Source organism: Rhodococcus sp. IEGM 1307, from assembly GCF_030056915.1.
In the GTDB taxonomy this organism is placed as follows: Bacteria; Actinomycetota; Actinomycetes; order Mycobacteriales; family Mycobacteriaceae; genus Rhodococcus_F; species Rhodococcus_F opacus_D.
Genome location: NZ_JASHKW010000020.1, coordinates 138891 through 165568 on the forward strand (window position 1 = coordinate 138891; position 26678 = coordinate 165568).

Below are 26678 nucleotides of genomic sequence, written 5' to 3' on the forward strand. Positions count from 1 at the left end.
TCATCTCTCTTCCGATTGGTCGGCGGTTCGGTTGCCGACCGCACTGTCCGGGCGGCGCAGGACTGCCCCCCGGCCGCGGTATTCCGCGACGACACGGGGGCCGCTGCGGACGGTGACGTCGACCAGGGAGTGCCGACCGGTGTGGTGCCGGACGATTGCCTCGGCCACCAATTCCTCTCCGACGTGTGCCGGGGTGTAGTACTCGATCGACGCACCGGCGGTGGCTGTTCCGGGTGTGCGGCTGTTGGCGGCACACGCGAAGGCGCTGTCGGCGAGGACATAGATCACCCCGCCGTGGGCGATGCGGTGGCCGTTCGCCACGGACTCATCGATCACCATGTGCAGTACCGCCCGCCCCTCCCCCGCCGAGAGCACCTTGATTCCGAATTCGGCCAGGCTCGAATCCTGCGCCAGCAGCCTGCGGACCGGCTCGGTGATCGTCATGGCACGCTCACCTGTCGCTGTCGTATCGTGCGGTCACGGATCTCGATCAGCACCTGCGCATCGTCGACCGAACCCGGGTCGACCACCTGGTCCACGGAGTGCCCGAGCAGAATCCGCTTGACCGGAACCTCGAGCTTCTTGCCCGTGCGGGTGTGCGGAATCCGCGAGACAGCAATTATGTCGTCGGGGACGTACCGTGGTGACAGCGCCGCACGAATCGCGTTGCGGATGGCCGTGATCGCGGCTTCGGGATCGGTTCCGGTGTGCAACTGCACGAACAGCGGCATGTAGTAGCCGTCGGTCTCCTCGACACCCACCACGAGTGCCTCCTCGACCTCCGGCAACGCCTCGACCACCTGGTACAGGTCCGCTGGGCCCATCCGGATGCCGTTGCGGTTCAGTGTCGAATCCGATCGTCCGACGATGACCGAGCTGCGGTCGGTGTCGAATTCGACCAGGTCTCCGTGGCGCCACACACCGGCGTACGTCGAGAAGTAACTCTCGCGGTAGCGCGAGCCGTCGGGGTCGTTCCAGAAGTACAGCGGCATCGACGGCATCGGGCTGGTGATCACCAGCTCGCCGGGTTGGCCGACCACCGGGTGGCCGGCGGTGTCCCATGCTGCGGCGGCAACCCCGAGCGCAGGCGGCTGGAGGCGTCCCAGACGCACCGGTTCGGTCGGCGCGCCGCCGAGGAAGATTCCGGCGATGTCGGTGCCCCCGCTGACCGATGCCAGCCACACCGGCCCGACGGCGTCGTAGACCCACCGGAATGCGTCCGGTGCCAGGGGGGAGCCGGTGACCTGGATCATTCGGAGCGCGGAGAGGTCGTGGTCGGTTCCTGGGCGCAGCTGAGCGCGCATGCTGGCGTGTGTGTAGGCAGCGCCGAGGCCGAGCATCGTCACCTTGTTCTCGGCAGCGACTCGCCAGACCCGGTCGATGTCGGGATGGGCGGGGTTGCCGTCGAGGAGAACGATGGTGGCCCCGCGCAGAAGCCCAGAGACGAGCATGTTCCACACCACCCAACTGGTGGTGCCGACGACGAACAGCTTGTCTCCGGGGCGAAGGTCGGCGTGCAGGGTCAGTGTCTTGAGGTGCTCGAGGACGACGCCGCCGTGTCCATGGACGATCCCCTTCGGGATGCCAGTGGTGCCCGAGGAGAACAGCACCCACAGGGGATGGTCGAACGGTAGTTGGTCGGCTTCCCATTCGTGCTCGGCGGCCACGACGTCCTGCCAGGAGTGCGTACGCATCGACGTGGCGGGAACACCCGCAGCGGTATCGACCCAGACGATTTCGCGCAGGCTCGGCAGTTGAGCGACGATGTCGGCAAGGACGTCACTGCGATCGAGACGGCGGCCACCGTAGGTGTAACCGCTCGCCGCGATCAGCACGACGGGTTCGAGTTGCTGCAGCCGCGAAACGATGGCGCCGACGCCGAACTCGGGCGCGACGATCGACCACACCGCCCCGACCGAGGCTGCGGCGAGGAACCCGACCACCGCTTCGGTGCGGTTGGGCAGGATTGCAACCACGCGGTCGCCGTGCTGGACCCCGGATTGTCGCAGGAACGCGGCGAGGGCGCCGACTTGCCGGCGGAGCTCGTGCCATGTGGTCGTCGTTGTCGTACCGTCCTCGTCGATGGCCACAATGGCCTCGTCGGCGTTGTCGTGGTCGGCGAGCGCATATGAAGCGTAGTTGACCGTCGTTCCCGGGAACCATCGCCCGCCGGGCATCGTGTCGGGCACGACAGGTTCGCCGTCCGGGGTGTCGACGACGATGCCGATGTAGTCGGCGAACGCGCGCCAGAACGCATTCGGGTCGGTGACCGACCAGTGCCACAGTGCGTGGTAGTCGTCGATCGTGCCCGGCGTCACGAGACCCGATGTGGTCAGCCAGGTGACGAATCTGGTGAATTCACTGTCCTCTGTGCGGGCCTGATCGGGGCACCACAGAACCTCCCCCGGTGTTTCTGTCACGACGACTGCCCCGCCAATTCGCTCTGGGTGTCGTCGGTCGATACCGGCAAGGCGCCGAATAGAAGGAACGCCACCCGGCAGTTCTCGTCGGTTCGGTTGGACCAGGCATGCGCGGTGCCGCGCTGGACGATCACGTCACCGGCCTCGAGCCGGCACTCGCCCTCATCGAGAAGTAGCCAGATCTCGCCCTCGATTACGACGGCGAAGTCGATCGAGTCGGTCTTGTGGAACCAGAAGTGGCGGTTGCCGCTGTGGGTCGCTTCCTCTCGCGCGTGGTCGCCGCCGATGTCGGAGAATAGCTGGTCCTTCCCGGCCTTTTCGTACACGCTGTCGGGTGGGAAGTCGGCGACGCGGAAGATCGTGCCACCCAGTTCCGGGTACATCGGGATCTCGGCGTCGGCGGAAGCTGGGTCGAGGCGGCCGTCGTTGGACACCGGTCCCGGTTCGGTGGCCCACACCTGCGCGGCGCCGAATCCGGGAACCGTCGGTGACCTGAAAATGTTGGGGGCCTTGCCGTCGGCAAGGACGTATGACCGGCCCTGCTCGTCGACCGCCGTCACCACCCGACGAATAGAGGCGGTTCGCGCCTGGGGCTGATTCATTGTGTGCTGCCTTTCTGAAATCAGTTCACTGCCTGAGTGGCGAATGGGTACGGCTTTTCCTCGGGAGCCACGACGCGACCTCCCGTTCTCCGATGGGGTACGCAGGATTCGATTCCGTCGAGTTGCGTCCCGGCTCGCGTCGACGATCGAGCTCGAGACCGACCGTTTCCGTGGGTTCCGGTTCAACCACTCCTTCCAATTCAATTCGATACGTACCGTACAGCACTGTGGTGTCCATCACCAGCGCCAGTGCAAACCACCACCACGAGGCCAGGGCCCGGGTAGTTGCGATCCGAGACGGACCGGATAGCATTTCGGGCATGGCCGTACGGAGTGAAGCAAGCCGCAAGGCGGTCCTGCAGGCAACCATGGAGTTGCTCAACGACACCCCACCTGGGCCGGTGTCGCTGCAGAAGCTGTCCATCGAAGGCATCGCCAAGCATGCCGGTGTCAGCAAGATGACGATCTATCGGTGGTGGCCCAGCAAGACGGCTGTAGTCATCGATTCCTTCCTCGACAACCACGTGGCGCAGACCCCGATCCACGACGAGGGCCCAGCTATCGATGCACTGCGGGCACATCTGGCGTCACTCGCACGCGTCTACAGTGGGCCGGAGGGGCGACTGATCGCGCAGCTCATCGCAGAGTGCCAGCATGATCCGGCAACCCTCGAGGAGTTCAAGCAACGGTTCTGGAAAGGACGCGCCGACGCCGCAAGGCTTTTGATCGAGCGCGCCGTCGCCGAAGGTGCCGTGCGGGATGACATCGACCCTGATGTCGTCGCCGAAATGCTCTACGCTCCAATTTACTTCCGACTTCTGTTCCAGACCGGGGACCTGGACGAGGAGGCCACCGATGCCATGGTCGACGCCGCCCTGAAAGGCATCGGCAGGTAGGAGGAGGCGCAAACATTCCGTGGCCTCGTTCTTTGGCGAAACCGTGTAGTAGCAGGACGACGTTCGGCACCCAATGCGGCACCCGCTTGCAGGCCTGAAGGCCACCGATCTGGCGCTGTCCGCGCTCGACTACGCCCTGCTCACTGCGCTGTCGGCGCTGGAGTAAAATGCCCGAGATGGGTAGGCAAGTCTCGCGGGCTCGAGCACTGACGCCACCAGCGGCGGAATTGTTCGGGCGCCAGCGCGAGCTGGCGAGCGCACGTGAACTTTTTACCGCTACCCGCCTCGTGACACTCACCGGACCCGGGGGCGTGGGCAAGACCGCACTGTCTGCGGCGTTGTCCGCCAAGCTCGACCGGGCCTTCCGAGACGGCGTATGGTTCGTCGAGCTGGGCGCGCAACGCAGTTCAGACACTGTAGCCGAAGCCGTGGTGACACAAATCGGCCTGAGCGCACCGGCCAGCGTGGATGCCGAAGAACAGCTCCGGCGGCATGTGGCCGATCGCTCAATGCTGTTGATACTGGACAATTGCGAGCACGTCCTTCCCGGATGCCGGCGATTGGTGTCCGGGCTCCTCGCCGCCTCCACCGAGCTGCGAGTATTGGCTACCAGCAGAGAGCCATTAGGAATCCGAGGCGAGCGTGTAGTCGCCGTTCGCCCGCTGGAAATCCCCCCGAATCATCGCGTCCTCACCGCCGACGAACTTTGCGAGTATCCGGCCCCGGCCATGCTGAAAGCCCGGGCCGAGGCGGTCAACGATCAATTCGAGATCACCGACCGCACTGCGGCGGAGATCGCACAGCTGTGCACCTATCTGGACGGAATGCCGCTGGCTATCGAGCTCGCTGCCATGCGGCTGCGATCGCTGTCGGTGCACGAGCTGCTGACTCACATCGACGACCGATTCGCACTGTTGACCTCGGGTGACCCCACCGTCGTACCGCACCACCGGTCTTTGGATGCCCTTGTGCGGTGGAGCTATGACCTATGCTCCTCCACCGAACAGCTGCTCTGGGAGAGAATGGCCGTGTTCAGCGGCAGCGTCGATCTTCCCACGATCCGCGCCGTGTGCGGGCTTCCACCACTGCAAGGAACCAAACTGCTCGACGCGCTCGATGGCTTGGTATCCAAGTCGATCGTCCTCACCGAGACGACACACGGCGACATGCGCTATCGGTTCTTGGAAACCCTGCGCGAGTTCGGGCGGGCCCAAGCCGGGACCGGCGAAGACTACGGTCGCGTCCGGCGTGCCCACACGGAGTATTACCGAACGTGGGCGACCAGAGCCGCCGAGAACTTCTTCGGCCCGCGCCAACCCGGTATGGTCCAGCGGTGGGAGTCTGACCTCACCGACCTCGAGCTAGCCTTTGACCATCTCCTCCACGCGGCTCCCGGCTCTCATGGCGCCTTGGAGCTCGCCGCGGACCTCCGCTTCTTCTGGATGAATGGCCATCTCCGTGAGGGTCGCCGCTGGCTGGAGCGTGCCCTTGCCAACGATATGACCGTCTGCGCCGAGCGTGGCAATGCCCTGTGGGCAGCGGGGTGGATTGAGGCGCTGCACGGCGAAACGCATACTGCCCGGGAGCTTCTTGACGAAGCGGAAACGATCGCCCGGAAGATCGGTGATCCGCGCATTGCAGCGCGCGCCGCGACGTGGACAGGATTGGCCGCGTTGATCACCGGAGATTTCGAGGTTAGCCGCTCATCTCTGGAAATGGCCTACACCGCCCACCTCGAGCACGCGGATGCCGAGGGTCTGCTGATGACCTTGTTCCTACTCGGATTCGTCAGGAGCATATCCGGAGATCATGTAGGTGCCACCGACGCCGGCCGGGAAGCCGTCGAACGAAGCGAACGTCTGGGCGATACGTGGGGCCGCTCCTATTCGCTGTGGATGTTGGGATTCGACGCGTGGACGCGTCAGGACCTCGATGTCGCCGAGGAGTACGCCGAGCAGAGCCTCACATTGCGATGGGACTATCACGATGACTTCGGCAGTGCAGTCGTCCTCGATCTGATGGCAGGCATCGCGCTGGACGACGGCGACCCCAAGAAGGCGGCGAAGCTGTTGGGGGTCGTCGCTGAACTGCTGGCCATTGTCGATACTGAAGTACCGGGCATGCTGGGCTCGCGCTATCAGGCGATCAAATCCGCCGTCCAGGATCGGCTCGGGGACGACCTGTTCGCCCGCCATCACGACATCGGCCGGCGACTGGACCGCGGCCAGCGGATGCGCTTGGCGCTAGGGTCGGTCGCCGCCGTCCCATCGGACCCGACGGACACGGTGGCTGCGGCCGGCTTGCTGACGCCGCGGGAAACGGAGGTAGCGGCGCTGTTGGCGGAGGGTCTCAGCAATCGTGCCATAGCCGGCAAGCTGGTGCTCTCTCCGCGCACAGTCGAGGTTCATGTCGAGCACATTTTGGCGAAGCTTAGCGTCAAATCACGCACTGAGGCCGGTCTGTGGGCAGCCGCCGCCCTCGGCAAGAAGGCGTGACGCGCGTCCCCGAATCGGTGTCCCACGTCACAGGGTACGTAGATGCCCAATTACGTAGCTTCTAAGTGTTCCCACGCTGTCGCGGACGTTCCGCGCGGGGGAAGGTGGACTTCCCATCCCGAGGACCCAGGTGCGAGGGATGGTCCTAATTGTCGACTGGAACCCCAGCGCTGGACCACCGGAAGGTATCCGCCAGCGACGGCGTTCTCCCCTAGGCAGGTTCACCATGCAATTGCGCGAGCTTCAGTGGTTCACAACGCTGGCCGAAACCGAGCACATCACGGAGGCTTCGATAAGGTTGAATATCAGCCAGCCGACCCTGTCGCGGGCGTTGGCCCGAATCGAGCGCAAGCTTGGAGTGCAGCTTTTCGACCGCCACCAGAACCGGCTGCGACTGAACAGATACGGCAAGCTCTACCAGGCCCACGCGTTACGAGCACTGAATGAGATCGACCGTGCGGAACAACGGATCGCCACCCTGGTCGATCCGGATCGAGGCTCGGTGTCTCTTGGGTTTGCGCATTCCTTCGGTGGGTGGCTGATACCGGATCTACTCAAGCGATATCGCGGTGTCGCGTCTAGCACGTCCTTCGAATTACACGGGGGCGCTAGCGATTCCGTGGTAGACAGCGTGCGGCAGGGAAAAATTGACATCGGCTTCGTAGCTCCCGAGCCGGCCGCGGACGATCTCGTGTGGATACCGCTCGGGCATGAGGCCCTGTGTTTGAGGGTTCCCGCGGGCCATGCGTTCGAGGGCCATGACCATATCGCGATCGCCGATGTCGCGGGCGAGCCGATGGTCGCACTGAAGGCTGGACACGGCTTGCGCCAGGCCACGGACCGTCTATGCCGGGACGCGGGGTTCGGCCCTCGCATCGAGCTCGAAGTCACCGAACTCCCCACACTGCATGCCCTGGTCGCGGCCGGACTGGGCGTGGCGGTCGTGCCCGCCGCCCCATCGGGGCACCCGTCCGCGACTGGCACCGTCCCGCTCAGCGACCCGACTGCGTTCCGGTGCTACGGGGCGGTCATCCGCAGGCATGGCCCGAGTAGCCAGGCCGCACGGCGTTTCCTGAAATTCGTCGCCGGTGTCTCGCCGTTTCCGGCGCGACCGGACCGCGCGCCGTCCGAAGGAGATCCGAGACGTGCGCTGCCGACAACAGTACCTGCCGCCTGGCCGGTGTCGGCTTGAGTACCGAATACGTGTCGTGCCCGAATGAGGCACCGCTCGGGGAGCAACTCCCCGCCGCGGCGCGCGGCTTAGGGCACCTCTCCGCCGTGGGATCGGCGACGTTCCGCGAGCGGCACGTTCACGTCGCACTCGATCTCGTCGACGGTGGCCATCATCCTGCCTTTGCCGTCGGATACGAACGCAGCCGGACCGATCCGGACGCCTCACCCCGAACTGCGCCACCCGGTGACGAAGGGACGGAACGAATCCGTGCCCGCGATCTGCAACTGGCCACGGACGCGTACACAAGGAGGCTGGTCGACCACGCGCAGGCATCCGCAAATCGGCCCTTCGTGCTGCTCGACGTCGAAATTCTGCTCGCTTCGACTGCGCGGAAGGCGCGGCTGGCACTTCGAGAACTCGAATTGGCGACCCCCTCTGGCCCGACAACCTTGCGATTCGTGGGAACAGCGAGTGGTCTCGCATGTTTGGCCGCGGATATCCGCACAGCGGGAGTCGCAGATGGGGTCACACTTCTCCCTCTCTCGAACGCCGGCACCGTGGAACTTCTTGCCCAGGTGACGGTTCCGGAACTTCACCGTGCAGGCTTCGTCAACTTTGACACCGCGAGCGCGCTCGTTGCGACCTTGGGCGGAACCACCTTGGGGTAGGCGCTGTCCGACCCGAGTGGACACGCGGTTCGTCTGCGGGTCGTGGACACCGATACGCCTTTGGCGCTATGAGAGGAAGTGCTTTACAAGCATGGAACTACGTGAGCTGGAATGGTTTGTCATCCTGGCGCGAACCGAGAACGTGACCAACGCCGCCACACATCTCCACATCAGCCAGCCGACTATGTCGCGTGCACTGGCGAGAATCGAACGTCAATTGGGCGTCAAGTTATTCGACAGGAATCAGAACCGGATCCGGCTGAACAAATACGGTGAGATCTACCGGGCCCACGCGGTCAGAGCAATGCAGGAGCTCACCCAGGGCGAAGAACGGATCCGAACTCTGGTGGATCCCGAGCGCGGAGTGGTGTCCCTCGGATTCCTCCATTCCTTCGGATCCTGGCTCGTCCCCTCCCTGTTGGACCAATACCACCTGGTTGCACCGCTGACCACGTTCGAACTCGAGGGAGGCGCCGCGGACGCCATAGTTGATGCCGTGCGAAACGGCCGGATCGACGTCGGCTTCGTCGCACCTCGACCAAACGCGGAAGATCTGGCCTGGGTGCCGCTGGGCCGAGAACTTCTCTGTCTCGAGGTCCCGCCCGGGGACGAATTCGCCGATCGCGAGTCCATCACCATTGCCGAAATTGCTGCGCGGCCAATGATCGCTCTCGGCCCGAGCTACGGGCTGCGCCACGTCGTCGATCGTCTCTTCGACGAAGCCGGCCTTACTCCCACCATCGGTATCGAAGCCACCGAATTGTCCACGCTGCGCGCACTGGTCCGGCATGGCCGCGGCATCGCCATCGTGCCGGTTCCCCAGGCCGATCAGCAGTCACCGACGGTCACGATTCCGATCAGCGACGCCAACGCATTTCGCTTCTACGGCGCGATCACCCGGAATTACGGGCCGACGGGAACCCCAGCGAGAGCATTTCTCGAATTCGTGACGGGCCACTTCGCCAGCTCGGATATCGACCGAGAGGACGAGTGACCCTTACCATCAGGTCCCGGGGGCGAGGACGATGTCGAAGGTGACGTCGCTCCACGAGCCGTTCACCACGCGCCCGTCGGGAGTGGGTCCCGACGGGTGACGCTCGAACGCCTTGATCAACGACTCCTTCACGCCGAACACGGCATCCTTCCAGCCGATCTCGTCACCGTCGACGAAGATGTGAGTCACCAAACGCCGTAAGCCAGGCGCAGTCACCATGAAATGCAGGTGACTCGCGCGCATGGGGGAACGACCTACGGCCGAAAGCATCCGCCCCACCGGACCGTCGTGCGGAATCGGATAGGGAGTTGGAGTCATACCCCAGAATCGAAACTCCCCGCTGTCGTCGGCGAAAAGGTGCGCACGTGCCGCGACGCGGTCGTCGCCGTACTGCACGTCGTACTGCCCGTCCTCATCCGCCTCCCACACCTCGATACGCGCGCGGGGAACGGGTTTACCGTGAACGTCGCGGACACTGCCGGTCACCCAGCACGGCTCCCCCTTCGCGCCGAACGACATGTCCTGTCCAAGTTCGATTCGGGGTGAACCTTCCACGAAGAACGGGCCGAACACCGTCGCCTCGGTGGCGTTCGCGACCGATGGATTGTTCATTCCGATCACCTGCATGGACAGTCCGAGTACGTCGGACAGCAGAATGAACTCCTGCCGGGTGTCCGTACACGTCTGGCCCGTTTCGGTGAGGAACGCGATCATCGTGTTCCATTCGGCTTCGGTGAGCCTGACCTCGCGGGCTGCGGCATGCACGTGCCGAACCACCGCCTTCATGACTTCTTTCAATCGGGCGTTCGGCGATTCGCCGAACGAGCCGAGGACGGTGTCGACCAGTGCCTGCTCACGCGCGGCCTGCTCACGCGCGGCCTGCTCGGTCGACGGGTTCAGCTCGGCGTTCGCTCGCTCCTGCTCGATCGTCATACTCGCTCCTGCTCATCGATCGGGTCGCCCGCCCACGCGGCGGCGAGAAGAGTGCGCAGATCGGCCAGCGCGACCGGGCGCGGGTTAGAGGCAGGAACCGCCGCGATGATGCGCTCGGCGGCGGTGTCGATGCCGTCCTCCGGCATACCCAACTGTGAGAGAGAGTCGACGACACCCAGGTCCCGGCGGAGGTCGTAGAGCCCGCGTGCAGCCGACGAGCCACCGAGGGCGTCCGACACTCGGCGCGCTGCATCGGGCGCGGCGGGGCCGTTGAAGTCCATCACGTAGGGCAGCACCACGGCATGCGTGTCGGCGTGTGACAGCCCGAATGCACCACCCAGAACGTGGCAGATCTTGTGATGCAGCGCGCTGCCCGCCGAGGCGAACGCCACGGCCGCGAGGTAGGCCCCGTAGAGCGTGGCCTCTCGCGCGTCAAGATTGTCAGGGTTTTCGGACATAGCCCGCAAGCCGGGAACGAGCGCACGGAGGCCCTCGGTGCCAAGTGCCGTGTCGATCGGGTCGGCACGCGGCGCCCAGAAAGCGTCCACCGCATGGGCGACGGCGTTGAGCCCCGACGCCACCGCCAGTCGGGCGGGCAGCGAGGCGAAGAGAGCCGCGTCATAGACCACGACTCGGGGCAGAACTTTCGGATCGGATCCGGTGGTCTTGCGATCCCCGTCCGTCTGTCCCCACACGTCGGTGGCTTCGGAGCCGGCGAACGTGGTCGGGACGGCAACGATCGGGATCCCAGTGTCGCGGGCAACGAACTTGGCGAGCCCCGTCGACGAGCCGCCGCCGATGCACACGACCGCGTCGACAGCCTCTAAACGCGCGAGGTCGACAGCAGCGCGACCGTTCGCGACCGGCACGTGCTGGACGACATCGTCGATCCGAGCCACGACCGGTACCCGGTGAGCCATCTCGTCCGCGAGGCTCGTCACGAACGAATCAGCGACGAGCAGCACGCGCGACGCGGACAGGTCCCCCACGGCCGAGACGATGTTGTCGACCGCTTGCCCGCGGGCGAACAGCACCCGTTGCCCGAGTGTGGTGTGGTCGAACTCGATCACAGCCCCGTCCTCGCGGAAGTGACCTGGCGCGACAGCCAGGACAGCAGGTGCGAAGCCACGGCGTCCGGCGCTTCGAGAGTCGAGAGGTGGCCGACCCCGGGGAGGACGACCAGTTCCGCATGCGGGACCGAGTCGACGACTTCGGAACCGAGCGCGAGCGGGGTGATCGCGTCGTGTTCACCCACGATCACGAGTGTGGGCACGTCGAGCGTGGCGATTTCGGAGCGCCGGTCGCGTCGGTTCGACACGGCCGTCTGCTGTGCGATGAACACCTCGTCACCGAGATCTCGCGCCATCGTGGCCGCGGCTTCGGCGACGTCCGGCCGCTGCGGGGCGACAGCGCTCGAAATCATTGTCACCGCTTCGTCGAATTCCCCTGCTAGAACTTTCTCGACGAGGCGCTGGGAATTCGCGCGCCGATCGGAATCGGCAGCGATTGCGGACGAGTTGAGCAGTACCAGGCCTCGCACGCGACCCGTTCTCCGGAGCGCGATCTCCAGTGAGACGTACCCACCCATGGAGTTTCCCACGAGGAAGAATTCCTGCGGGCTCTGCTCGAGTACGCGGTCGGCCATGTACTCGATCGAACTGCCGTGACCGCGCACCACGACGCTGGTTACCTTGTCGCCGAGGATGTCGGCTACCGGCCGCCACGAGCGAGCGTCCGATCCCAGCGCCGGAACGAATACCAGGGGCACGTCGAGCACGTCGCTCATGATGCAGCTCCGTCGACCGCGAGGATGCATCCCGACGTGAAACCGGCATGTTCGGACACGAGGTATCCGACTGCGGCCGCGATCTCCGTACCGGTTCCTGTGCGGCCCAGTGGAATAGCTGCGCGTGTCGCGTCCTGCGTCTCGTCGGACAGCGCCTCGAAGATGGTCCGCACCCGGCCGGCGGTCGGTAGAACCAGACCGGGCGAGACCGCGTTCACGGTGATGCCCGTTGCGCCGAGGTCTTTAGCCAGCTGCTTCGTGAAGCCGTTGATCGCAGCCTTCGATGCGGCGTACGGCAGCCGGGCACCTACGGTGCCCGAGGGACCTGCCAGGCCGTTGGCGACCGCGGACGAGAAGTTCACGATCCGGCCGTAGCCGTGTCGCAGCATGAGTGGCACTGCCTGTCGGCTGCAGAGAAAGGCGCTGGTTACGTTGTTGTCGAGCACCCGCCGCCAGACGTCGACGCCGAGGTCGTCGAGCGAGCGCACCGGATCCGTTCCGCTGCCTCCGGCGGTGTTGACCAGTGCGTCGAGACGGTCGAACCGCTGGTCGATCTTCTCGAACGCAGCGACAACGGCTACCTCGTCGGTTAGATCGACCGCTAGCGTGAGCACCTCGACGCCGGACACGATGGTCTCGATCTGCTTCTTCGATGTCTCGAGCCCGTCCTCCTGGATGTCCAGGAGGACGACGGAGAATCCGTCTTCGGCGAGTTGCTGCGCGATTTCGGCGCCGAGTCCTTGCGCTGCACCGGTGACCGCCGCGACTCGCCTCTCAGCGTTGTGCTCAGGCACGTACTTTCCTCACTTCGTGATGACGATGAATGGTGATGGTCGGATGCGTGGTCACCCGAGCGGACCCCAGAACGTTTCGCCGCCATAGGTATCGGACATGGGTTCGAGCGTCTCGGGCCAGACTCCGGGTTCGACGCGGCGTCGGCTCTCAGGTGAGCGCACTGTGCCGTCCCACCCGACCTGCTCCATGTAGTAGTAGAGCTGCATCACGTGACCGTCCGGCGCGACCGCGTGGATGGCGTAGTCGATGCCCGGGTGAATCTCCTGCGGCAGATCGATCAGCTTGACGCCGCGTTCTTCGAGGAAGGTCTTCGCGTCCCGCAACTGCTCGTAGGAACCGAGCTGGACGCCGAAGGACAGCAGGGTCGTGTTGTCGCTCAATCCCAGTGCACTCCGGACCTCGAGCGGGAAGAGTGCGATGCTGTGGTGTTCGGTGTTGGCGCGCAGAAAGAGCACGCGGTGACCCTCGACGGTCGACTCCTCGCTCTTCACCAGTCCGAGCGTTTCGGTATAGAAGTGTTCCGCCGCATCGAGATCGGCAACGAAGATGCTGACCGGACCGATGCGGACCGGTTTGAAGGGACGGGCGAGCAACACTCCGCCGACGTCGTAGGTCTTGGGTAGCGTGTCGATCCAGCGGTGCCCCGAGGTGAGGTCGATGCCCTTTTCCTCGGCTTCCTCGAGCTCGCTCGCCTCCGACTTCGTGGGAAGCGCGGGATGTTCGTTGGCCCAGGGCCACATCACTTCCGGCTTGCTGACGCCGTCCCAGCCCACCTGCTCGATGCCGTACTCGAGTTCGTTGGTGTGACCGGTGGGGTCTGGGAAGTAGGTGTGCCAGTTGGAACCGGGGTCGCGGCCGTACCGCTCGATCGTGGAGCCCTGCTCCTCGAGCCACAACCTAGCCTGCACCACCTCACGCAACGATCCTGCCTGCCAGGTGATCTGGTTGACCGTGATGTCGTCCCGAGCAGGGTTGTCGTTCTTGTCCACCCACGAACGGGGCATGAGCACCAGGGTGTGGTGGTCGCTGTTGTGCCGCAGGAAGTAGATCTTGGTGTCGGACAGGCCGTCCAACCACACACCGGGATCGTACTTCTGCAGATCGAGCATGTCTGCGACCACGAAGCCGAGGACATCACGGTAGAAGCCGACGGCTGTTCCGGTGTCAGTGACGCTGATGCCGAAATGGTTGAGACGACGAATTTTGAATGGTCGGTCGTACGAGACACCACCGACCGAGTATTTCTTCGCGGCCATGACTACTTCTTCCCGCCGCGCGATCCGGAGATCGTGTTGGTGATGGAGCCCAGTGCGGTGGAGCTGACCTCCACAACATCACCCGGGTTCAGGAAGAGCGAATCGTCCGCGAACTTTCCCTCGGCGTCGCGGGTGCTGGAATCGACGGCCGTCCCCTTGGGCGTCCCCCCACTGATCAGATCCCCGGGGAACAGCGTCGAATCCCTGGACAGGTACTCCCCGAGCGAGGCGAAGCTATGGATCATCGACTTGGTGTTCCCGCTCTGCCGAACCTCGCCGTTGATGCGTGCTTCCACCGGGATGTCCTGCGGATCCAGGCTCTCGTCGACGACGATCCAGGGACCAACCGTTGCGGCGCCATCGAAGTTCTTCGAGTACTGGAAGTCCGGTCCGAACGAGACGTTATCCCTGATGGACCAGTCGTTGACCAGCGTGTAACCCCAGATGTACGAACCGAAGTCGTTGGCCGCGATGTCCTTGGCACGCTTACCGATCACGACGGCCACTTCCGCCTCGTAGTCGAGCAGGTTGGTCCGGCGCGGGTAGGCCAGGTCGTCACCGTCGGCCGAGACGACTCGCGGGTCCTTGATGAAGTACTTCGGACCACCGGACACCAGCCGGTCGAGGGTTGCCTTGTCACTCCCGTTAGAGGTGTTGTCGGCAGCGGCCTGCATGTGGTCGGCGAAGTTGGCCAGTGCGGCGAAGATTCGCGACTGCCCTTCGATCGGCGCGTGCAGCGTGACTGCGTTCAGGGGGAACACGAGCTGTTCGCCGTCGACGCCCGTCTTGTCGCTGTCCTCCGACAGGAAGTCGAGCGCCGTGTTTGCACCGGCGAGTGCGTCGTCCCCCTGCTCGATGAAGGAATTCAGCTCGGCTGGCACCTCGTGCGCCGCTCGCGCCGCCGGACGCACGCTGTCCGTGCGCTCGGTCAGATATTTGGCGTACGCACCGTTGACGTCGACGACGTCATCGCCCACGACAACGCCGACTCGTCGATTCGGACCGAAGACTGCGATCTTCATTATGCTCCCTGTGATCGTTTGATGCTTGGTGTGGTGGTGCTGACAGACCCGGGGTCACTGCCACCGATTACGGCGTGCGGCTGGACGGATCGACACCCACGTCGTTGAGCAGGCGCCCGCCGTCCGGGGTCAGACTGTAGATCGCGAGCCGAGTGATCTTGCCGTCTCGAACGGTGAAGAAATCTCCCAGTACGATCTGCGAGCCGTTGGCGTTCAGGTCGATCTCCACTGACACGTTCTCCCCGTCGACGACGGGTGTCCTGGGCGAGGGGATCATCTTCCCTGCCTTCAAGCCACCTTCGTACATGCGTCCGATAGCTTCCGCGCCGGAGAGGGTGCCCGCTGCGTTATGCAACAGGGCATCCGGGGCGAACAGGTCCGCCACCGCGGCGGCGTCGCCGGCGGCGACACCGGCGAAGTACGCGGCGACGACCTCGGCGGGGCTGGATGCCGTTGCGTTCCGGGCAGCTCCGGCCGACGTGGTCGACTCCAGGTACCGCGTCGAGGCGTACACGGACTGGTACTCGAGGTAGGGATCGAGGCCCTCGGGGCCGAGTTCTCGTCCGAGGCCGGAGTCCTTGAATCCTCCGAAGGGTGCGCCGAGATCAAGGGTGTAGTAGTTCAGGCCGATCGTGCCCGTGCGGACCTGACGAGCCACTCCGAGGGCGCGATCCTCGTCAACGCTCCATACGGATCCACCGAGGCCGTAGTTGCTGTCGTTCGCCATTCGGACCGCTTCGTCGTCTCCTTCGAACGGGATCAGAGCCATGACCGGACCGAATACCTCTTCGCGCGCCAGACGGTCGGAGTTGTCGACATCGGCGAATACCGTGGGCTGGACGAACCATCCTTGATCGAGACCGTCGGGCCGACCACCGCCCGTCACCAGGCGTGCGTTCGAGTTCTTCGCGATGTCTATGTAGCCGAGCACCTTGTCTCGGTGGGTGGGGGTCGCCATGGGTCCCATGGTTACCGACGGGTCCAGCGGGTCGCCCAGTGTGTACGAGTCGGCGAAGTTCGCGACGGCATCCACCACTTCGTCGTAGCGCGAGCGTGCGATGAGGATGCGTGACTGCGTCGTGCAGGTCTGGCTGTTGTTCAGGAACGATGCGTTATCCAAGCCCGCGAGGAAGGTCTCGAGGTTGGCGTCCTCGAGGACGATGGCCGCGGACTTTCCGCCCAGTTCCAGAGTGGAACGGCGAAGCAGCCGACCGCACTCCTGACCGATGATGCGCCCTGCTTCGGTCGAGCCGGTGAACGCGATTTTGTCGACCAGAGGGTGTGAGACGAGCGCCGCGCCGGCGTCGCGGTCGCCGAGGACGATGTTGAGGACACCGGGCGGCAGGCCCGCCTCCTGCGCTGCATCGGCGAATACATATGAGTCCAGCGCAGTCTCGGGGGACGGTTTGAGAACAACGGTGCACCCGGCGGCCAGCGCCGGCGCAATCTTGAACATCGCCAGGGCCTGCGGGAAGTTCCACGGAGCGATCGCACCGACGACGCCCACTGGCACGCGGCGGACGATGGTCGATCCCGCCTGGCTCGGGCGGACCGATTCGAGCGGCAGGTTCTCGACGATGTCCGCGTACATGCGCAGCAGAGCCCCCGGGGCTCCGCCGTTCAGTGCCTGCGACAGCCCGAGAATCATCCCGTTTTCGCGGCTGACGAGCGTTGCCGTGTCAACCGCTCGGGCGTCGAGGGCGTCAGCGAAAGCACGAAGCACGGTGGCGCGCTCGGCAGCCGTGGTTCGGCCCCATGGGCCCTCGTCCAGGGCCCGACGGGCGGCGCGAACGGCTGCGTCGATGTCGGCCTCGCTCCCGAGCGCGGCCACCCCGATGCGCTCGCCGGTGGCAGCCTCGATCTGGTCCCGGAGTTCTGTGCGCACCGGGTCGATCCAGGTGCCGTCGATGAAGAAGCGGGTGCGGTCGAGGCTGCTCGGCCGGTCGACGGTGACGGACATAAGTTCTCCTTGCTGCGAGGTCGCGTGATCCCGAACTTCGGTGTCGGCGGGCGCATACGGCCGGCTTGTCGCCTGCACCGGCGAGATCCCGATCACTGTCGATCCTGTGCTGACGTGCCCGTCATCGCAATGCCAGGATGTTCCCCGTCCTCATACTCTGGACGCATTGTCGCTGGTTGAGCGATATGGGAGGACACACCGAGACCTGACCGCCGGTTATTGTCGAGACATGACGGGTGAGAGAAGACGCTACGTGCAATGTCCGTGCGGGGAGCTCATGGAAGGGCGCACCGACGACCTTCTGGTCGACGAGGTTCAGCACCATCTGCGCGAGCAGCATCCGCATCTCCGGTACGACCGCGACCAAATCCTGTCTATGTCGTACTGACCGGCGTCGTACCGACCAGCATCGTCTCAGTCGACGTGGGGGGTCGGGGCGCCCGCAGCGCGCAGAACCGCGTGGGCGCGGGCCAACACCGGCGCGTCGACCATGAAGCCGTCCACACGCACCGCCGCACCCGACGCAGCGGCGTCGACGATCTTCCGTGCGTGAGCGACGGCGATGTCGCTGGGGTGGAAAGCCGTACGGCTCGGCTCTACTTGCGACGGGTGGATCAGCAGCTTGCCGGCCATGCCCAGTTCGATGGCATAGCGGACGTCGTCGGCGAGAACCGCACCGTCGTTCAGTGCCGTCGTCACCCCGTCCACCGGTCCCGGCTTGTTCGCCACTCGTGACGCGAGCACCAGCTGTGACCGAGCGTGGAGCATCGCGATACGCGTTGGTTCCGCGCCGAGATCCACGGCGTAGTCCAGATGGCCGAACGCCAGCCGTGCAACGCCCGGGTCGGCGGCAATCACTCCCGACCGGTCCACACCGACCGCGGATTCGATCAGCGCGATGACGGGGCACCGGAGTCGCTGGCGGAGATCGAGATACCGGACGGAATCGTCCGCCTTGGGGACCATGACAGCGGTGAGTCCCGGCAGATCCGACAGTGCATCCACGTCGCCGATGTGCTCGGGGTCGCCCACCGAGTTCACGCGCACGCATGCGCGTCCGCCCTCGGACAACCACCGCACGACCTCGGTTCGCGCTGTGGCCTTGTCTCCTCGTGCCACCGAGTCCTCGAGATCGAGGACTATGACGTCCGCCCCGGTGGCGAGCGCCTTGTCGAACCGGTCGCTGCGGTTCCCGGGAACGAACAGAAACGTCGTGGCCTCCTGCACTCGCGCCGTGGTCTCCGCGAGCGCGGAGACACTTGTCGACACGGTCAGAACCCCGCCGGAACCGTGGATTCGGGTGCGATCCCGAACTCCGCCAGAATCGCCTCGGTGTGCTGCCCAACGTCCGGGATCGGACCCATGACGGGGGTCGAATCGGACATGGTGACGGGTGGAATCAGGGCGCGCAACTCCCCGACCGGCGACTGGTAGGTGCGCCACCTGCCCCGCGCTTCGAGCTGCGGATGCTCCGCGAGACCGTCCATGGTGCGCAGCAGAGCGTTGGCGATACCCGACACTTCCAGTAGCTCGGCCACCCGCTCGGCCGTGAAGGCTTGGAAGACCCCCTCGATAACGGCGCGCAACTCCGCGTTGTGCTCGACACGCAGGGAGTTGCGCACGAAGCGCTCGTCTCGCGCCAGCTCCGGCGATCCGAGGAAGGTGCAGAACGTCGCCCATTCCCGTTCGTTCTGGATGCCGAGGAAGACCTGGTTGCCGTCGCCGCACGTGAAGGGACCGTATGGAGCAATCGCCGCGTGCCGGGCTCCGGTGCGGGAGGGGGACGCGCCCCCGTATATCGCGTAGTTCAGCGGAAAGCCCATCCACTCCGACAACGCTTCGAGCATCGACACCTCGATCGTGGCGCCCTCGCCGGTGCGCTCCCGTTTAATCACGGCGGTGAGCACACCCGAATACGCGTACATTCCCGACGCGATGTCGGCGATGGAGATACCGACCTTGGACGGTTCGTCCTCGGTACCGGTGATGGATACCAGGCCAGCTTCGCACTGGACGAGCAGGTCGTACGCCTTCTTCGACGAGTACGGCCCACCCGTTCCGTAACCCGAAATGGACACGTGGATCAACCGCGGATTCCGAGCACGGAGCTCCTCGGCGCCCAACCCCAGCCGATCCGCCGCCCCGGGGGCGAGGTTCTGAACAAGAACGTCGGCCCGGTCGACCAAAGCCTGCACCGCTTCTCGGCCCTCCGCACTCTTCAGATCCAGGGCCACGGACTCTTTGGACCGGTTCAACCACACGAAATGACTGGCGAGGCCGTTGACGGTCTCGTCGTAGCCTCGCGCGAAATCACCGACGACCGGTCGTTCGATTTTGATGACGCGCGCGCCGAGGTCGGCCAATTGTCGTGTGGCGAAGGGAGCGGCGACGGCCTGCTCCAACGACACGATCGTGAGTCCATCAAGAGGATTCATGTTGCAGTTCTTTCGTTTCGAGTGGCGTCCGAGGCGGCGCGTCCTACACGGACGAGAGCAGAGACGGACTTTCGAGGGTCTTGGTGAAGTACAGAACTTCTGCGGCGAATTCTGGGTCGCGAGACATGCGCCGGAACATCTCGAGGTCCTGGTCGCGCGTGACGGGATCCGACGAGTGGAAGAGCAGCTTCTTGTTCGACGATGCGCGCGGACTCGCCTTGTCCACGAACGCGGCCCGACGCTGGTCCGCGTACGCGGTCAACACCTCGTCGTCGGCGCGGTGCTGCGCCACTGCCCCGAGGCCCTCGATGAGCGCGTAGGAATCGAACAAGCCCATGGTCAGCCCCAGTCCGCCTGTGGGATTGGTCGCATGCGCGGCGTCGCCGGCAAGAAGCACCCTGCCGGCTCGAAACGACGACGCGGAACGCTGGTGCATCCGATACGGCGATGCCGCGACCACCTCGGTCCGGGCGGCCACTTCGGGTCCGAACACGGCGGACAGGAACCGCGGCATGCGTTCGTCGATGGAATCGGCCGGAAGCGAGGCATCCTCCATATAGGTGTAGCGCCACATCCCGTGATCGCCGGACTCGTCGATCTTCGCGATGATTGCCCCGTAGACATCGTCGACGTAGAACGTCGACTGGGCCCAGCCGTCGCGGTCGTCCGGGAAGCGGACGTTCGTCGCCACGAAGCGCTCCGGCCACGTCATACCTTCGAAGCCCAGGTCTAACGTGCGTCGAACGGCCGAGCTCGCACCGTCCGCTCCGACCAGCCACTGCGACCGGAGAACCGTGTCGCCGTCCACGCCGCGCACGGAGACGGTCACGCCCGACTCGTCCTGATCGATGCCGGTGACCTCGTGGTCCCACAGCACCCGCGCGTTGGCGAACGTGTCGAGCTCCTCGAGGATGACTTTGGCGAGCGCACCCTGCCCCAGATGCAGGTTGTACGGTCGTTCGACCTTGCCGTTCAGGGCAGCAAGCCCGTAGGAGATGATCTCCCCGGTGTCTCGAACCCGATATGCATAGTCCTGCTTGAGGAAGCCCGCCCCACATGCCTTCTCCAACAGGCCGAGCCGTGACAGACCGTCCAGCGTCGACCAGTGGTAGACGATCGCTCGCGGTGTGTCCTGCAACGCGGGCGCACGCTCGACCACCGATACACTGATTCCGTGCTGGGCCAAACCCAGCGCGGTCAGCAAACCGGTCGGCCCGGCTCCGACGATTGTTACCTGCTGGTCTTCTTGCACGATTCCTCCGTACTGCGTTCACGACAACTCTGGGCTGTCGCTCCGATGTTCACGATCCTTTACTCGGCCCCGTAAGGCCAATACCATTGCAGCACCGTTGCCATACACTTGGCGCATGGACATCCGGAGCGTCAAATACTTTCTGGCCGTCGCGGATGCGGGGTCCATCACCGAGGCGGCGCGCATTCTGCACCTCTCGCAACCGCCTCTCAGCAGCGCGATGACGAAGCTGGAGGCCGAGCTCGACGTTCGCCTGCTGGACCGGCACCCTCGCGGTATCGCCCTGACCGATGCGGGCCGCTATCTGCAAAGCGCCGGCCGGCGGCTCGTCGCCGAAGAACAGAGAATCACCTCCGCGCTTCGGTCAATGGGGCAGGGCCTCGAGGGCGATCTTCGGATCGGCGCGGAGCCGATCGGGATGTGGCGGGTCGTCAGTGCCGCAGTTGCGGTCTTCCTCGCCGAACACCCGCGCATCACACTGGAGCTCACCGATGCCAATCCCCAAGTGCTGCTGGAGAACCTGGCTACCGGGTATCTCGACCTCGCTGTCGTGCCCGTTCTCGCCGAGGAGCCGCTGCCGACGATCAACGATGTCGCGTTCTCCATGACGATCATCGCCCACTCGTCGCTGACTCTCGTCGTGCCGCGCTCATCGTGGCTCGCGACGCAGGACCGAGTGCACCTGTCCGACCTCCGACACGAACGGTGGGTCCTTCCGTCGCGGTTACCGGGCGCACGGAGCTTGTCCCGGCTGCTGGACGACCGGTTCGCAACAGCAGGAGGCAGCCCGGCGTCGGTGATATCCGTGCCTACCGTCGAAACGGCCGCCAGTCTCGTTACTGCCGGTGTCGGGGTGTCCGTTCTGAGTCGCGAGCTGGCCGAACAGCATCCCGGCGTGGCGAAAGTTGCCGTCGAAGAGGGATGGCCGGACCTTCCGCTCGGCGTGGTGAGCCGCCGAGACGGCGTCATCACCCCCGTCGCCGAACGGTTCGGCGACATTATCCGGAACCTCGATAACCACGACCCCACCAGCCCGGATCAGACGAGCGAGGACCCGACGGGTAGCATTCCCTGAACTGTGTCCCAGCGGGTTTCGCGTCGCAGCATCGCCCGAATCCTGACGAATTCCGCGCGACGTTCGAATGCCAACACTCCGGTCACGGTGTCGCCGAGCTTGTACACGAACAGCGAACCGCCCGGTTCCTTACTCTCGACGATCTCCTCGGCACCGGTCAGAAACCCTGAGAACTGGATGCGGACACCGTGTTGATCCGACCAGAAGTACGGAACGGTGACGCATTCCACGGGCGGCAGCCCGGACACCGTATTGGCAGCATTCGTTCCCGCGACACGCCCCTGCTCCGCAGCGTTGGTCCAGTGCTCGACGCGCATCGAGGTACCGAACCGACCGTTCGGCCAGCGCACGAGGTCACCGGCCGCGTACACACGATCCGCTGCGCGCAAGTGCGCGTCGCACTCCACACCGTTGTTCAGGGTTATTCCGGAATTCTCCAGCCATTCGGTCGACGGGCGCACGCCGATACCGACGAGGATGACGTCCGCGGGTACGGTGTCACCCCCGGCGAGACGGAGCACGCGGCCATCCGAACTGTCCTCGACGCCGACGACCGCGTCACCTAGGCGCAGTGTCACTCCCGACTCACGGTGCAGGGCTGCATAAGCCGCCGCAACCTGGTCGCCGAAGCGCCCGAGGGGTTTCTCCGCGAGGTCGACGATCGTGACATCGCGGCCGTCCTTGACCAACGTCGCCGCGAACTCGCCGCCGATGAATCCGGCTCCGATCACAGCGACTGACTTGGTGTGATCGGACACCGCGGCACGCAAAGCTTGTGCATCCTGGAATCGCCTGAGCGCGAACACGTCCGGCAGCCCGCGGAACATCTCCGGGAAGATGGGATCGCACCCGGTGGTGATGACGACGGCTCCATACTCGACCTCGCCGTTCGACGTGACGACGCGGCGACCCGCCACGTCCAGTGCGGTGGCACGGGTGTTCAGAGCGAACTCGACCCCCCGTGCGCGCAGATCCGCCACGGACGGATACGTCAACGCCGCGAGATCCAGGTCGTCGCCGAGCCCGATCTTCGAGAGCGGAGGACGCTCGTATGGGGGATGCGCTTCGTCGCTGACGATGGTGACGCCGAGGTCGGGCGCATGCCGGGTAACGGTCTCGGCCGCGCGGATAGCGGCGACCGATCCTCCGACGATGAGGACGTCCGTTGTGGTGGACATAGCGATCAGCTCCCCGTCACCGTACTGGTGGCGCACACGACACCGGCGGCGCTGTGTGCTTCGGCACCGCGTTCCAGTCCGTCGACGTGCGGAACCACGGTGAAGGTCTGCGGGCGGGTCATCGGCGACACCAAACGGTATCCGAATGTTTTGCCCTGCAACGAGATGTCCTGTCGACGCATGTGATCGGCCATCATGAAGGCTAGCAACGGCCCATGGATCACCAGGCCGTCGTATCCCTCTCGGCGGCACCAATCGAGATCGTAGTGAATGCGGTGCGTGTTGTAAGTCAGTGCCGAGAAACGGAACAACAGTTTCTCGTCGACAGCGAGGGACAGCGTGGGGCCGTTCACCTGGGCCGACGACGGAGCAGGCGTGGGAAGCGGGGTCGACCCTCCCTCGCGGTAGACGATGTCCTGCTCCTCGCGGATGATCAGTTCACCGCCCTGCGTGATCTCCTGCAGAACCGTGACGAGCGTCAGGGCGCCGGTGCGTCCCACCTTGTCCACGGACTTGGCAATGGACGTCACCTTCGTGGCGGGCTCGCCGATACGTAGACTGCCGAAGGCGGTGACGCGGCCACCACCGAACATCCGGCGGCGTCCACCGCCGGGAGGCGCGGGGATACCGACAACGGGGTGGCCATCCTCACCGAGGTCGCTCTCAGCGTCGCGGGGAAGCAGGTGGAGCCAATGCCAGATCGGTGGCACCGTGTCACCGATCGCATGAGGAACATCGATGTCCAGCAGCGCAGCCATCGCCTCAACCGGTTCGGCCGAGATGACCTCCGTGCGTGCGATCTTGTCTGGGGAAGTCATGGGGTCGGCACCCTTTCGGCGGCGAGAACGGACAGCAGTTCGGACAGGTTGGGTGCGTCGTCGAGTGCCTCGACGGCGGCCACCAACCGGGAGGCGATGTCGCCTCCGAGAGGTTCGAGCAAGAGCGTTGCCTTCGCGACGACCTCGTCGTGTGTCATCGGGTTCTGAGCGGACCCACGTGCATACGTCGGGTTCCCGGCCTCGACGACGAGGGTTTCGCCGTTGGTCAACTCGATGTCCAACCGGGGTCCGTCCTCGATCTCGATGGCGTCGTCGACGCGCATGGAGACCTTGGCGAAAGTCGCGGCGATCCGCGGATCGTTCAGCCGTGGTGGGTCGTAGTCATCGAGTCCCAGGGCGCTTGCGCACAGCGCGAGGCTCACCGCGTAGGGAAGGCTGAATTGGGCGTCGAACACGGTGTCGATCGGGTACACCGACAGCATGTTCACCGCGGTCGTACCTGCAGTGATCACTATGGAGCGAACGTTTTCCGGCGTCAGGCCCCGATTCGTCACGAGGTCCTTCATCACGTCGACGGCCGAATGGCAACCGCGGCAGCACGCGTAGGGCTTGAGGTACGACGAGGCGACGTTGAAGTCCGTCCCCAGTCCAGTCAGCGCCCGATCGGTATGGCCGGTGCCGCCGGCGATAACAGCGTAGAGGCCGCCCCACTTCGCTTCGAATATTCGCCGGGGGCCGGTGATTCCCCCGGTCGCCAGCACGGCGGCGTCGACACCCGTCTCACCCGCTTTGCCCGGGTGCAGACGCTTGGTCAAGGCACCGTCGTCGATGAATGCCCACACCCCACCGGTGAACGATCCGGCGATTCCCAGTGCATCGGCGAAGGCATTCTTATCCGCGTCGAGGCATTTCGCTGCCGCTGCCGCCGCGGCGAAGCTGCCCATCGTACCGCTCGAATGCCATCCTCGGTCTGTGTGTGCTGCGAATCCGCCGACCGCTTGCAGGGTTCGATACCCGATGTCGTAACCGGCGACCGTGGCGGCGATGACCTGCCGACCGGTACTCCCTGCTTTTTCGGCCACCGCGAGCGCCGCGGGCAGTACGGTCGACCCCGCGTGACCGGGCCCGCCTCCGTCGTCGAAATCTCTGGCGTGCGCGGAAGTTCCATTGACCAGGGCTGCGTGCGCCGGGGTGAGGCGTGTGGCGGTCCCCCACACCAGGCTGCCGGCATCGCCGGCCGAGAAGCGTGACAGCGCGTCGACGACACCGCTCACTTCGGGAGTTGTCGTGCCGACCAGGGCGACGGCCAAGGTATCGAGGATGTGGTCCTTGATTCCGTCGACGACGTCTTTCGGCAGATCGTCGTAGCCTGTTCGAGCCCAGAACGTCGCGAGCCGCTCGGTCAGCGACGGGGAGTCGCTCGTCACGATGTCGTCGCCGTCGTTGAGGGATTGAGGTCCACGGCCAGAGATCCGACCAGCCACCTGCCGCCGGCGTGTCCGATGTCGGTTCCGTTCTCCACGACTCTGGCATGGGGGTAGTGGTTCAAAAGGTAGCGCACCACTTCTTCCATCTCGACCTTCGCCAGGCTCTGACCCAGGCATCCGTGCAGACCGGTGCTGAACGTCAACGGCTGGTTTCGCTCTCGATCGAGGTCGAACGCGTTGGGCTGCGCGAAACGCTCTGGATCGCGGTTCGCCGACCAGACGGCGACGTGCACGTCGGACCCGGCGGGAATGACCGTGCCGTCGAGCTCGATGTCGACCGACGCGATCTTGCTGACGATGCCGGGGCGGGGGTACAACCTGCAGGCCTCGACGACGGCGGCCGGGATCAGCGACTGATCCTCGACGAGCCTGGCCCATGCCGCCCTGTCACGGAGCAGCGTCCATACCACGAGACCGGTCTGGTGTGCCGTGTTCACGGAGCTGGCTTCGAGCATCGCCGTCGCTTCGCTGAGCAGTTCCTCGGAGGTCAGTTTTCCTTCGGCCTCCTGACGAATGAGGAAAGACAGCATGTCGTCACCGAGTCCGGCCTGCCGCTTGCGCGCGATCAGGTCGCCAAGGTAATCGAACAATTCGTCGTAGGCCTTGAGTATTGACTCGGTAAGACTCGGATCCCTTTGCAGTAGAGCAAGTGTCCGCGCAGACAGACTGGCCACGACAGGGGCGTCCTCGGCCGGCGCGCCCGCCAAGTGGCAGTACACCCTCGCGGGGATCTTCTGGTCGACGGCCGCGTGGAAATCGACAGGTCCGGCGGCGTCCTTTCCCGGATCGATGTCTTCGAGGATGCCGCGCAGGACCGCGCGGATGTCTTCGACCGTGGTGGGACCCATGAAGCGCGCCAACGGGGTTCGGAGCCGCATGTGTCGGGGGCCTTCGGCCATGATCAGACTCTTGGCACGGAAGTCATGGACGGGCCCGTCGGTGATGCCGAACTGTTCCATCAACGTCAGGGCGGCATTGATGAAACGGGTGTCCCGAAGAACCTTGGTCGCGAGGTCGAAGTCGAGAACGGCGTATCCGTAGTCGCCCTGTACGAGCGACGCGCCGTCCGCGGAACCACCGGTGTGGCTGGGCGAGTCGGGTGCAAACGGGTCGAAAGCGTGAAGTGTGCTCATGCGCGCGAGATCGCCCCCATCGGGCAGCAGAGGATAACTTCGTCGAGATCCTGGTCCCGGTCGGCCGGCACGGTCGTCGCGACCTGCTCGAGTAGGCCGTTGTCGGCGATCTGGAACACATCGGGCATGAGGGCGGCACAGGTGCCGTTCGCGTCACACCGCGCGAAATCTACTTTGACCTCGATCATCGCGAGAATCCTTCGTGATTGGGATGGCTGCGACCGTTGCGCCTGAGCTGCAGGAGCGGTCGGTATGTCGTACACCACATTCTTGACCCGGATGAGCTATCCGACAAATATCAATATGGCGGACCGGTCATAGCTTTTGCGTATGCCAGG

At 64.9% G+C, this 26678-nt stretch carries 25 protein-coding genes and 1 pseudogene; 7 read left to right on the plus strand and 19 right to left on the minus strand.

Features of this window, described 5'->3' with window-relative positions; genetic code table 11:
- From QM841_RS31975 to QM841_RS31985, 3 genes are read right to left on the minus strand one after another with little or no spacing between them, the layout of a single operon-like run.
- Positions 1–444 carry a hotdog fold thioesterase gene (locus QM841_RS31975; protein WP_167114286.1) on the minus strand — a complete coding sequence of 148 codons (444 nt, stop codon included), beginning with the start codon at positions 442–444 and terminating at the stop codon, positions 1–3.
- Entirely contained in the window at positions 441–2420 is a 1980-nt protein-coding gene (locus QM841_RS31980; protein WP_283335071.1) for an acetoacetate--CoA ligase, read from the minus strand. Before QM841_RS31980 ends, QM841_RS31975 begins: the two co-directional genes overlap by 4 nt.
- The gene (locus QM841_RS31985; RefSeq protein WP_283335072.1) at positions 2417–3022 is read right to left on the minus strand and encodes a cupin domain-containing protein; all 606 of its coding nucleotides are present in this window, start codon (positions 3020–3022) and stop codon (positions 2417–2419) included. The genes QM841_RS31980 and QM841_RS31985 overlap by 4 nt, the downstream gene beginning before the upstream one ends.
- A gap of 230 nt (positions 3023–3252) precedes the next feature.
- On the opposite strand from QM841_RS31985, the gene QM841_RS31990 reads away from it, so the two are divergent.
- The 5 genes from QM841_RS31990 to QM841_RS32010 all read left to right on the plus strand — a co-directional run bounded on the left by QM841_RS31990 (position 3253) and on the right by QM841_RS32010 (position 9249).
- A complete protein-coding gene (locus QM841_RS31990) occupies positions 3253–3918 on the plus strand; it encodes a TetR/AcrR family transcriptional regulator (RefSeq protein WP_164060999.1) in 666 nt (221 codons plus the stop codon).
- A gap of 176 nt (positions 3919–4094) precedes the next feature.
- Positions 4095–6413, plus strand: coding sequence for an ATP-binding protein (locus tag QM841_RS31995; protein ID WP_283335073.1), 2319 nt, complete (start codon positions 4095–4097; stop codon positions 6411–6413).
- Positions 6414–6639: 226 nt separating this feature from the next.
- Positions 6640–7605 (plus strand): LysR family transcriptional regulator, encoded by a 966-nt coding sequence (locus QM841_RS32000; RefSeq protein ID WP_283335074.1) that lies wholly within the window; start codon positions 6640–6642, stop codon positions 7603–7605.
- Positions 7602–8255 (plus strand): hypothetical protein, encoded by a 654-nt coding sequence (locus QM841_RS32005; protein ID WP_283335075.1) that lies wholly within the window; start codon positions 7602–7604, stop codon positions 8253–8255. Before QM841_RS32000 ends, QM841_RS32005 begins: the two co-directional genes overlap by 4 nt.
- A gap of 91 nt (positions 8256–8346) precedes the next feature.
- Complete coding sequence (locus QM841_RS32010) at positions 8347–9249, plus strand: LysR family transcriptional regulator (RefSeq protein WP_283335076.1); 903 nt, start codon at positions 8347–8349, stop codon at positions 9247–9249.
- Positions 9250–9258: 9 nt separating this feature from the next.
- Here QM841_RS32010 and QM841_RS32015 read toward each other — a convergent pair whose 3' ends face one another.
- The 8 genes and pseudogenes from QM841_RS32015 to QM841_RS32050 form a co-directional block, all read right to left on the minus strand.
- A complete protein-coding gene (locus QM841_RS32015) occupies positions 9259–10182 on the minus strand; it encodes a hydroxyquinol 1,2-dioxygenase (protein WP_167114301.1) in 924 nt (307 codons plus the stop codon).
- Positions 10179–11252: a maleylacetate reductase gene (locus QM841_RS32020; RefSeq protein WP_095869836.1), complete on the minus strand. Its 1074-nt coding sequence runs from the start codon at positions 11250–11252 to the stop codon at positions 10179–10181. Before QM841_RS32020 ends, QM841_RS32015 begins: the two co-directional genes overlap by 4 nt.
- On the minus strand, positions 11249–11968 hold the full coding sequence (locus QM841_RS32025) for an alpha/beta fold hydrolase (RefSeq protein WP_206031601.1): 720 nt from the start codon (positions 11966–11968) through the stop codon (positions 11249–11251). The genes QM841_RS32020 and QM841_RS32025 overlap by 4 nt, the downstream gene beginning before the upstream one ends.
- Positions 11965–12762: an SDR family NAD(P)-dependent oxidoreductase gene (locus tag QM841_RS32030; RefSeq protein ID WP_283335077.1), complete on the minus strand. Its 798-nt coding sequence runs from the start codon at positions 12760–12762 to the stop codon at positions 11965–11967. The genes QM841_RS32025 and QM841_RS32030 overlap by 4 nt, the downstream gene beginning before the upstream one ends.
- A 51-nt stretch (positions 12763–12813) precedes the next feature.
- Complete coding sequence (locus QM841_RS32035; RefSeq protein ID WP_095869834.1) at positions 12814–14019, minus strand: VOC family protein; 1206 nt, start codon at positions 14017–14019, stop codon at positions 12814–12816.
- A gap of 2 nt (positions 14020–14021) precedes the next feature.
- The gene (locus tag QM841_RS32040; protein ID WP_095869833.1) at positions 14022–15041 is read right to left on the minus strand and encodes a fumarylacetoacetate hydrolase family protein; all 1020 of its coding nucleotides are present in this window, start codon (positions 15039–15041) and stop codon (positions 14022–14024) included.
- 67 nt (positions 15042–15108) lie between these two features.
- Positions 15109–15534, minus strand: coding sequence for a nuclear transport factor 2 family protein (locus tag QM841_RS32045; RefSeq protein ID WP_240960383.1), 426 nt, complete (start codon positions 15532–15534; stop codon positions 15109–15111).
- Positions 15526–17001 (minus strand): annotated as a pseudogene (locus tag QM841_RS32050) (aldehyde dehydrogenase); the annotation flags it as partial. The pseudogene QM841_RS32050 and the gene QM841_RS32045, both read right to left, overlap by 9 nt.
- Positions 17002–17278: 277 nt before the next feature.
- Here QM841_RS32050 and QM841_RS32055 point away from each other — a divergent pair.
- Positions 17279–17389 (plus strand): DUF1059 domain-containing protein, encoded by a 111-nt coding sequence (locus QM841_RS32055; RefSeq protein WP_241031740.1) that lies wholly within the window; start codon positions 17279–17281, stop codon positions 17387–17389.
- Positions 17390–17415: 26 nt separating this feature from the next.
- On the opposite strand, the gene QM841_RS32060 is transcribed toward QM841_RS32055, so the two are convergent.
- The 3 genes from QM841_RS32060 to QM841_RS32070 are packed head-to-tail and all read right to left on the minus strand — an operon-like array spanning position 17416 to position 20688.
- A complete protein-coding gene (locus QM841_RS32060) occupies positions 17416–18270 on the minus strand; it encodes an HpcH/HpaI aldolase/citrate lyase family protein (RefSeq protein ID WP_241031741.1) in 855 nt (284 codons plus the stop codon).
- A gap of 2 nt (positions 18271–18272) precedes the next feature.
- A complete protein-coding gene (locus QM841_RS32065; protein WP_283335078.1) occupies positions 18273–19436 on the minus strand; it encodes a CaiB/BaiF CoA transferase family protein in 1164 nt (387 codons plus the stop codon).
- Between the two features lie 43 nt (positions 19437–19479).
- The gene (locus QM841_RS32070; protein ID WP_095869830.1) at positions 19480–20688 is read right to left on the minus strand and encodes an FAD-dependent oxidoreductase; all 1209 of its coding nucleotides are present in this window, start codon (positions 20686–20688) and stop codon (positions 19480–19482) included.
- Positions 20689–20803: 115 nt separating this feature from the next.
- Here QM841_RS32070 and QM841_RS32075 point away from each other — a divergent pair, with 115 nt between their 5' ends.
- Positions 20804–21763, plus strand: a complete 960-nt coding sequence (locus QM841_RS32075) for a LysR family transcriptional regulator (protein WP_095869829.1) — start codon at positions 20804–20806, stop codon at positions 21761–21763.
- Here QM841_RS32075 and QM841_RS32080 read toward each other — a convergent pair.
- Genes QM841_RS32080 through QM841_RS32100 form a run of 5 tightly spaced genes read right to left on the minus strand, consistent with a single transcriptional unit; the run spans position 21727 to position 26528 of the window.
- A complete protein-coding gene (locus tag QM841_RS32080) occupies positions 21727–22941 on the minus strand; it encodes an NAD(P)/FAD-dependent oxidoreductase (protein ID WP_133987365.1) in 1215 nt (404 codons plus the stop codon). The genes QM841_RS32075 and QM841_RS32080 overlap by 37 nt on opposite strands.
- 5 nt (positions 22942–22946) lie before the next feature.
- Positions 22947–23759, minus strand: coding sequence for an HTD2 family dehydratase (locus QM841_RS32085; protein ID WP_283335079.1), 813 nt, complete (start codon positions 23757–23759; stop codon positions 22947–22949).
- The gene (locus QM841_RS32090) at positions 23756–25147 is read right to left on the minus strand and encodes an MmgE/PrpD family protein (protein WP_283335080.1); all 1392 of its coding nucleotides are present in this window, start codon (positions 25145–25147) and stop codon (positions 23756–23758) included. The genes QM841_RS32085 and QM841_RS32090 overlap by 4 nt, the downstream gene beginning before the upstream one ends.
- The gene (locus QM841_RS32095) at positions 25144–26340 is read right to left on the minus strand and encodes a cytochrome P450 (protein WP_095869826.1); all 1197 of its coding nucleotides are present in this window, start codon (positions 26338–26340) and stop codon (positions 25144–25146) included. Before QM841_RS32095 ends, QM841_RS32090 begins: the two co-directional genes overlap by 4 nt.
- The gene (locus QM841_RS32100) at positions 26337–26528 is read right to left on the minus strand and encodes a ferredoxin (RefSeq protein ID WP_095869825.1); all 192 of its coding nucleotides are present in this window, start codon (positions 26526–26528) and stop codon (positions 26337–26339) included. Before QM841_RS32100 ends, QM841_RS32095 begins: the two co-directional genes overlap by 4 nt.
- Between the last annotated feature and the right edge of the window lie 150 nt (positions 26529–26678).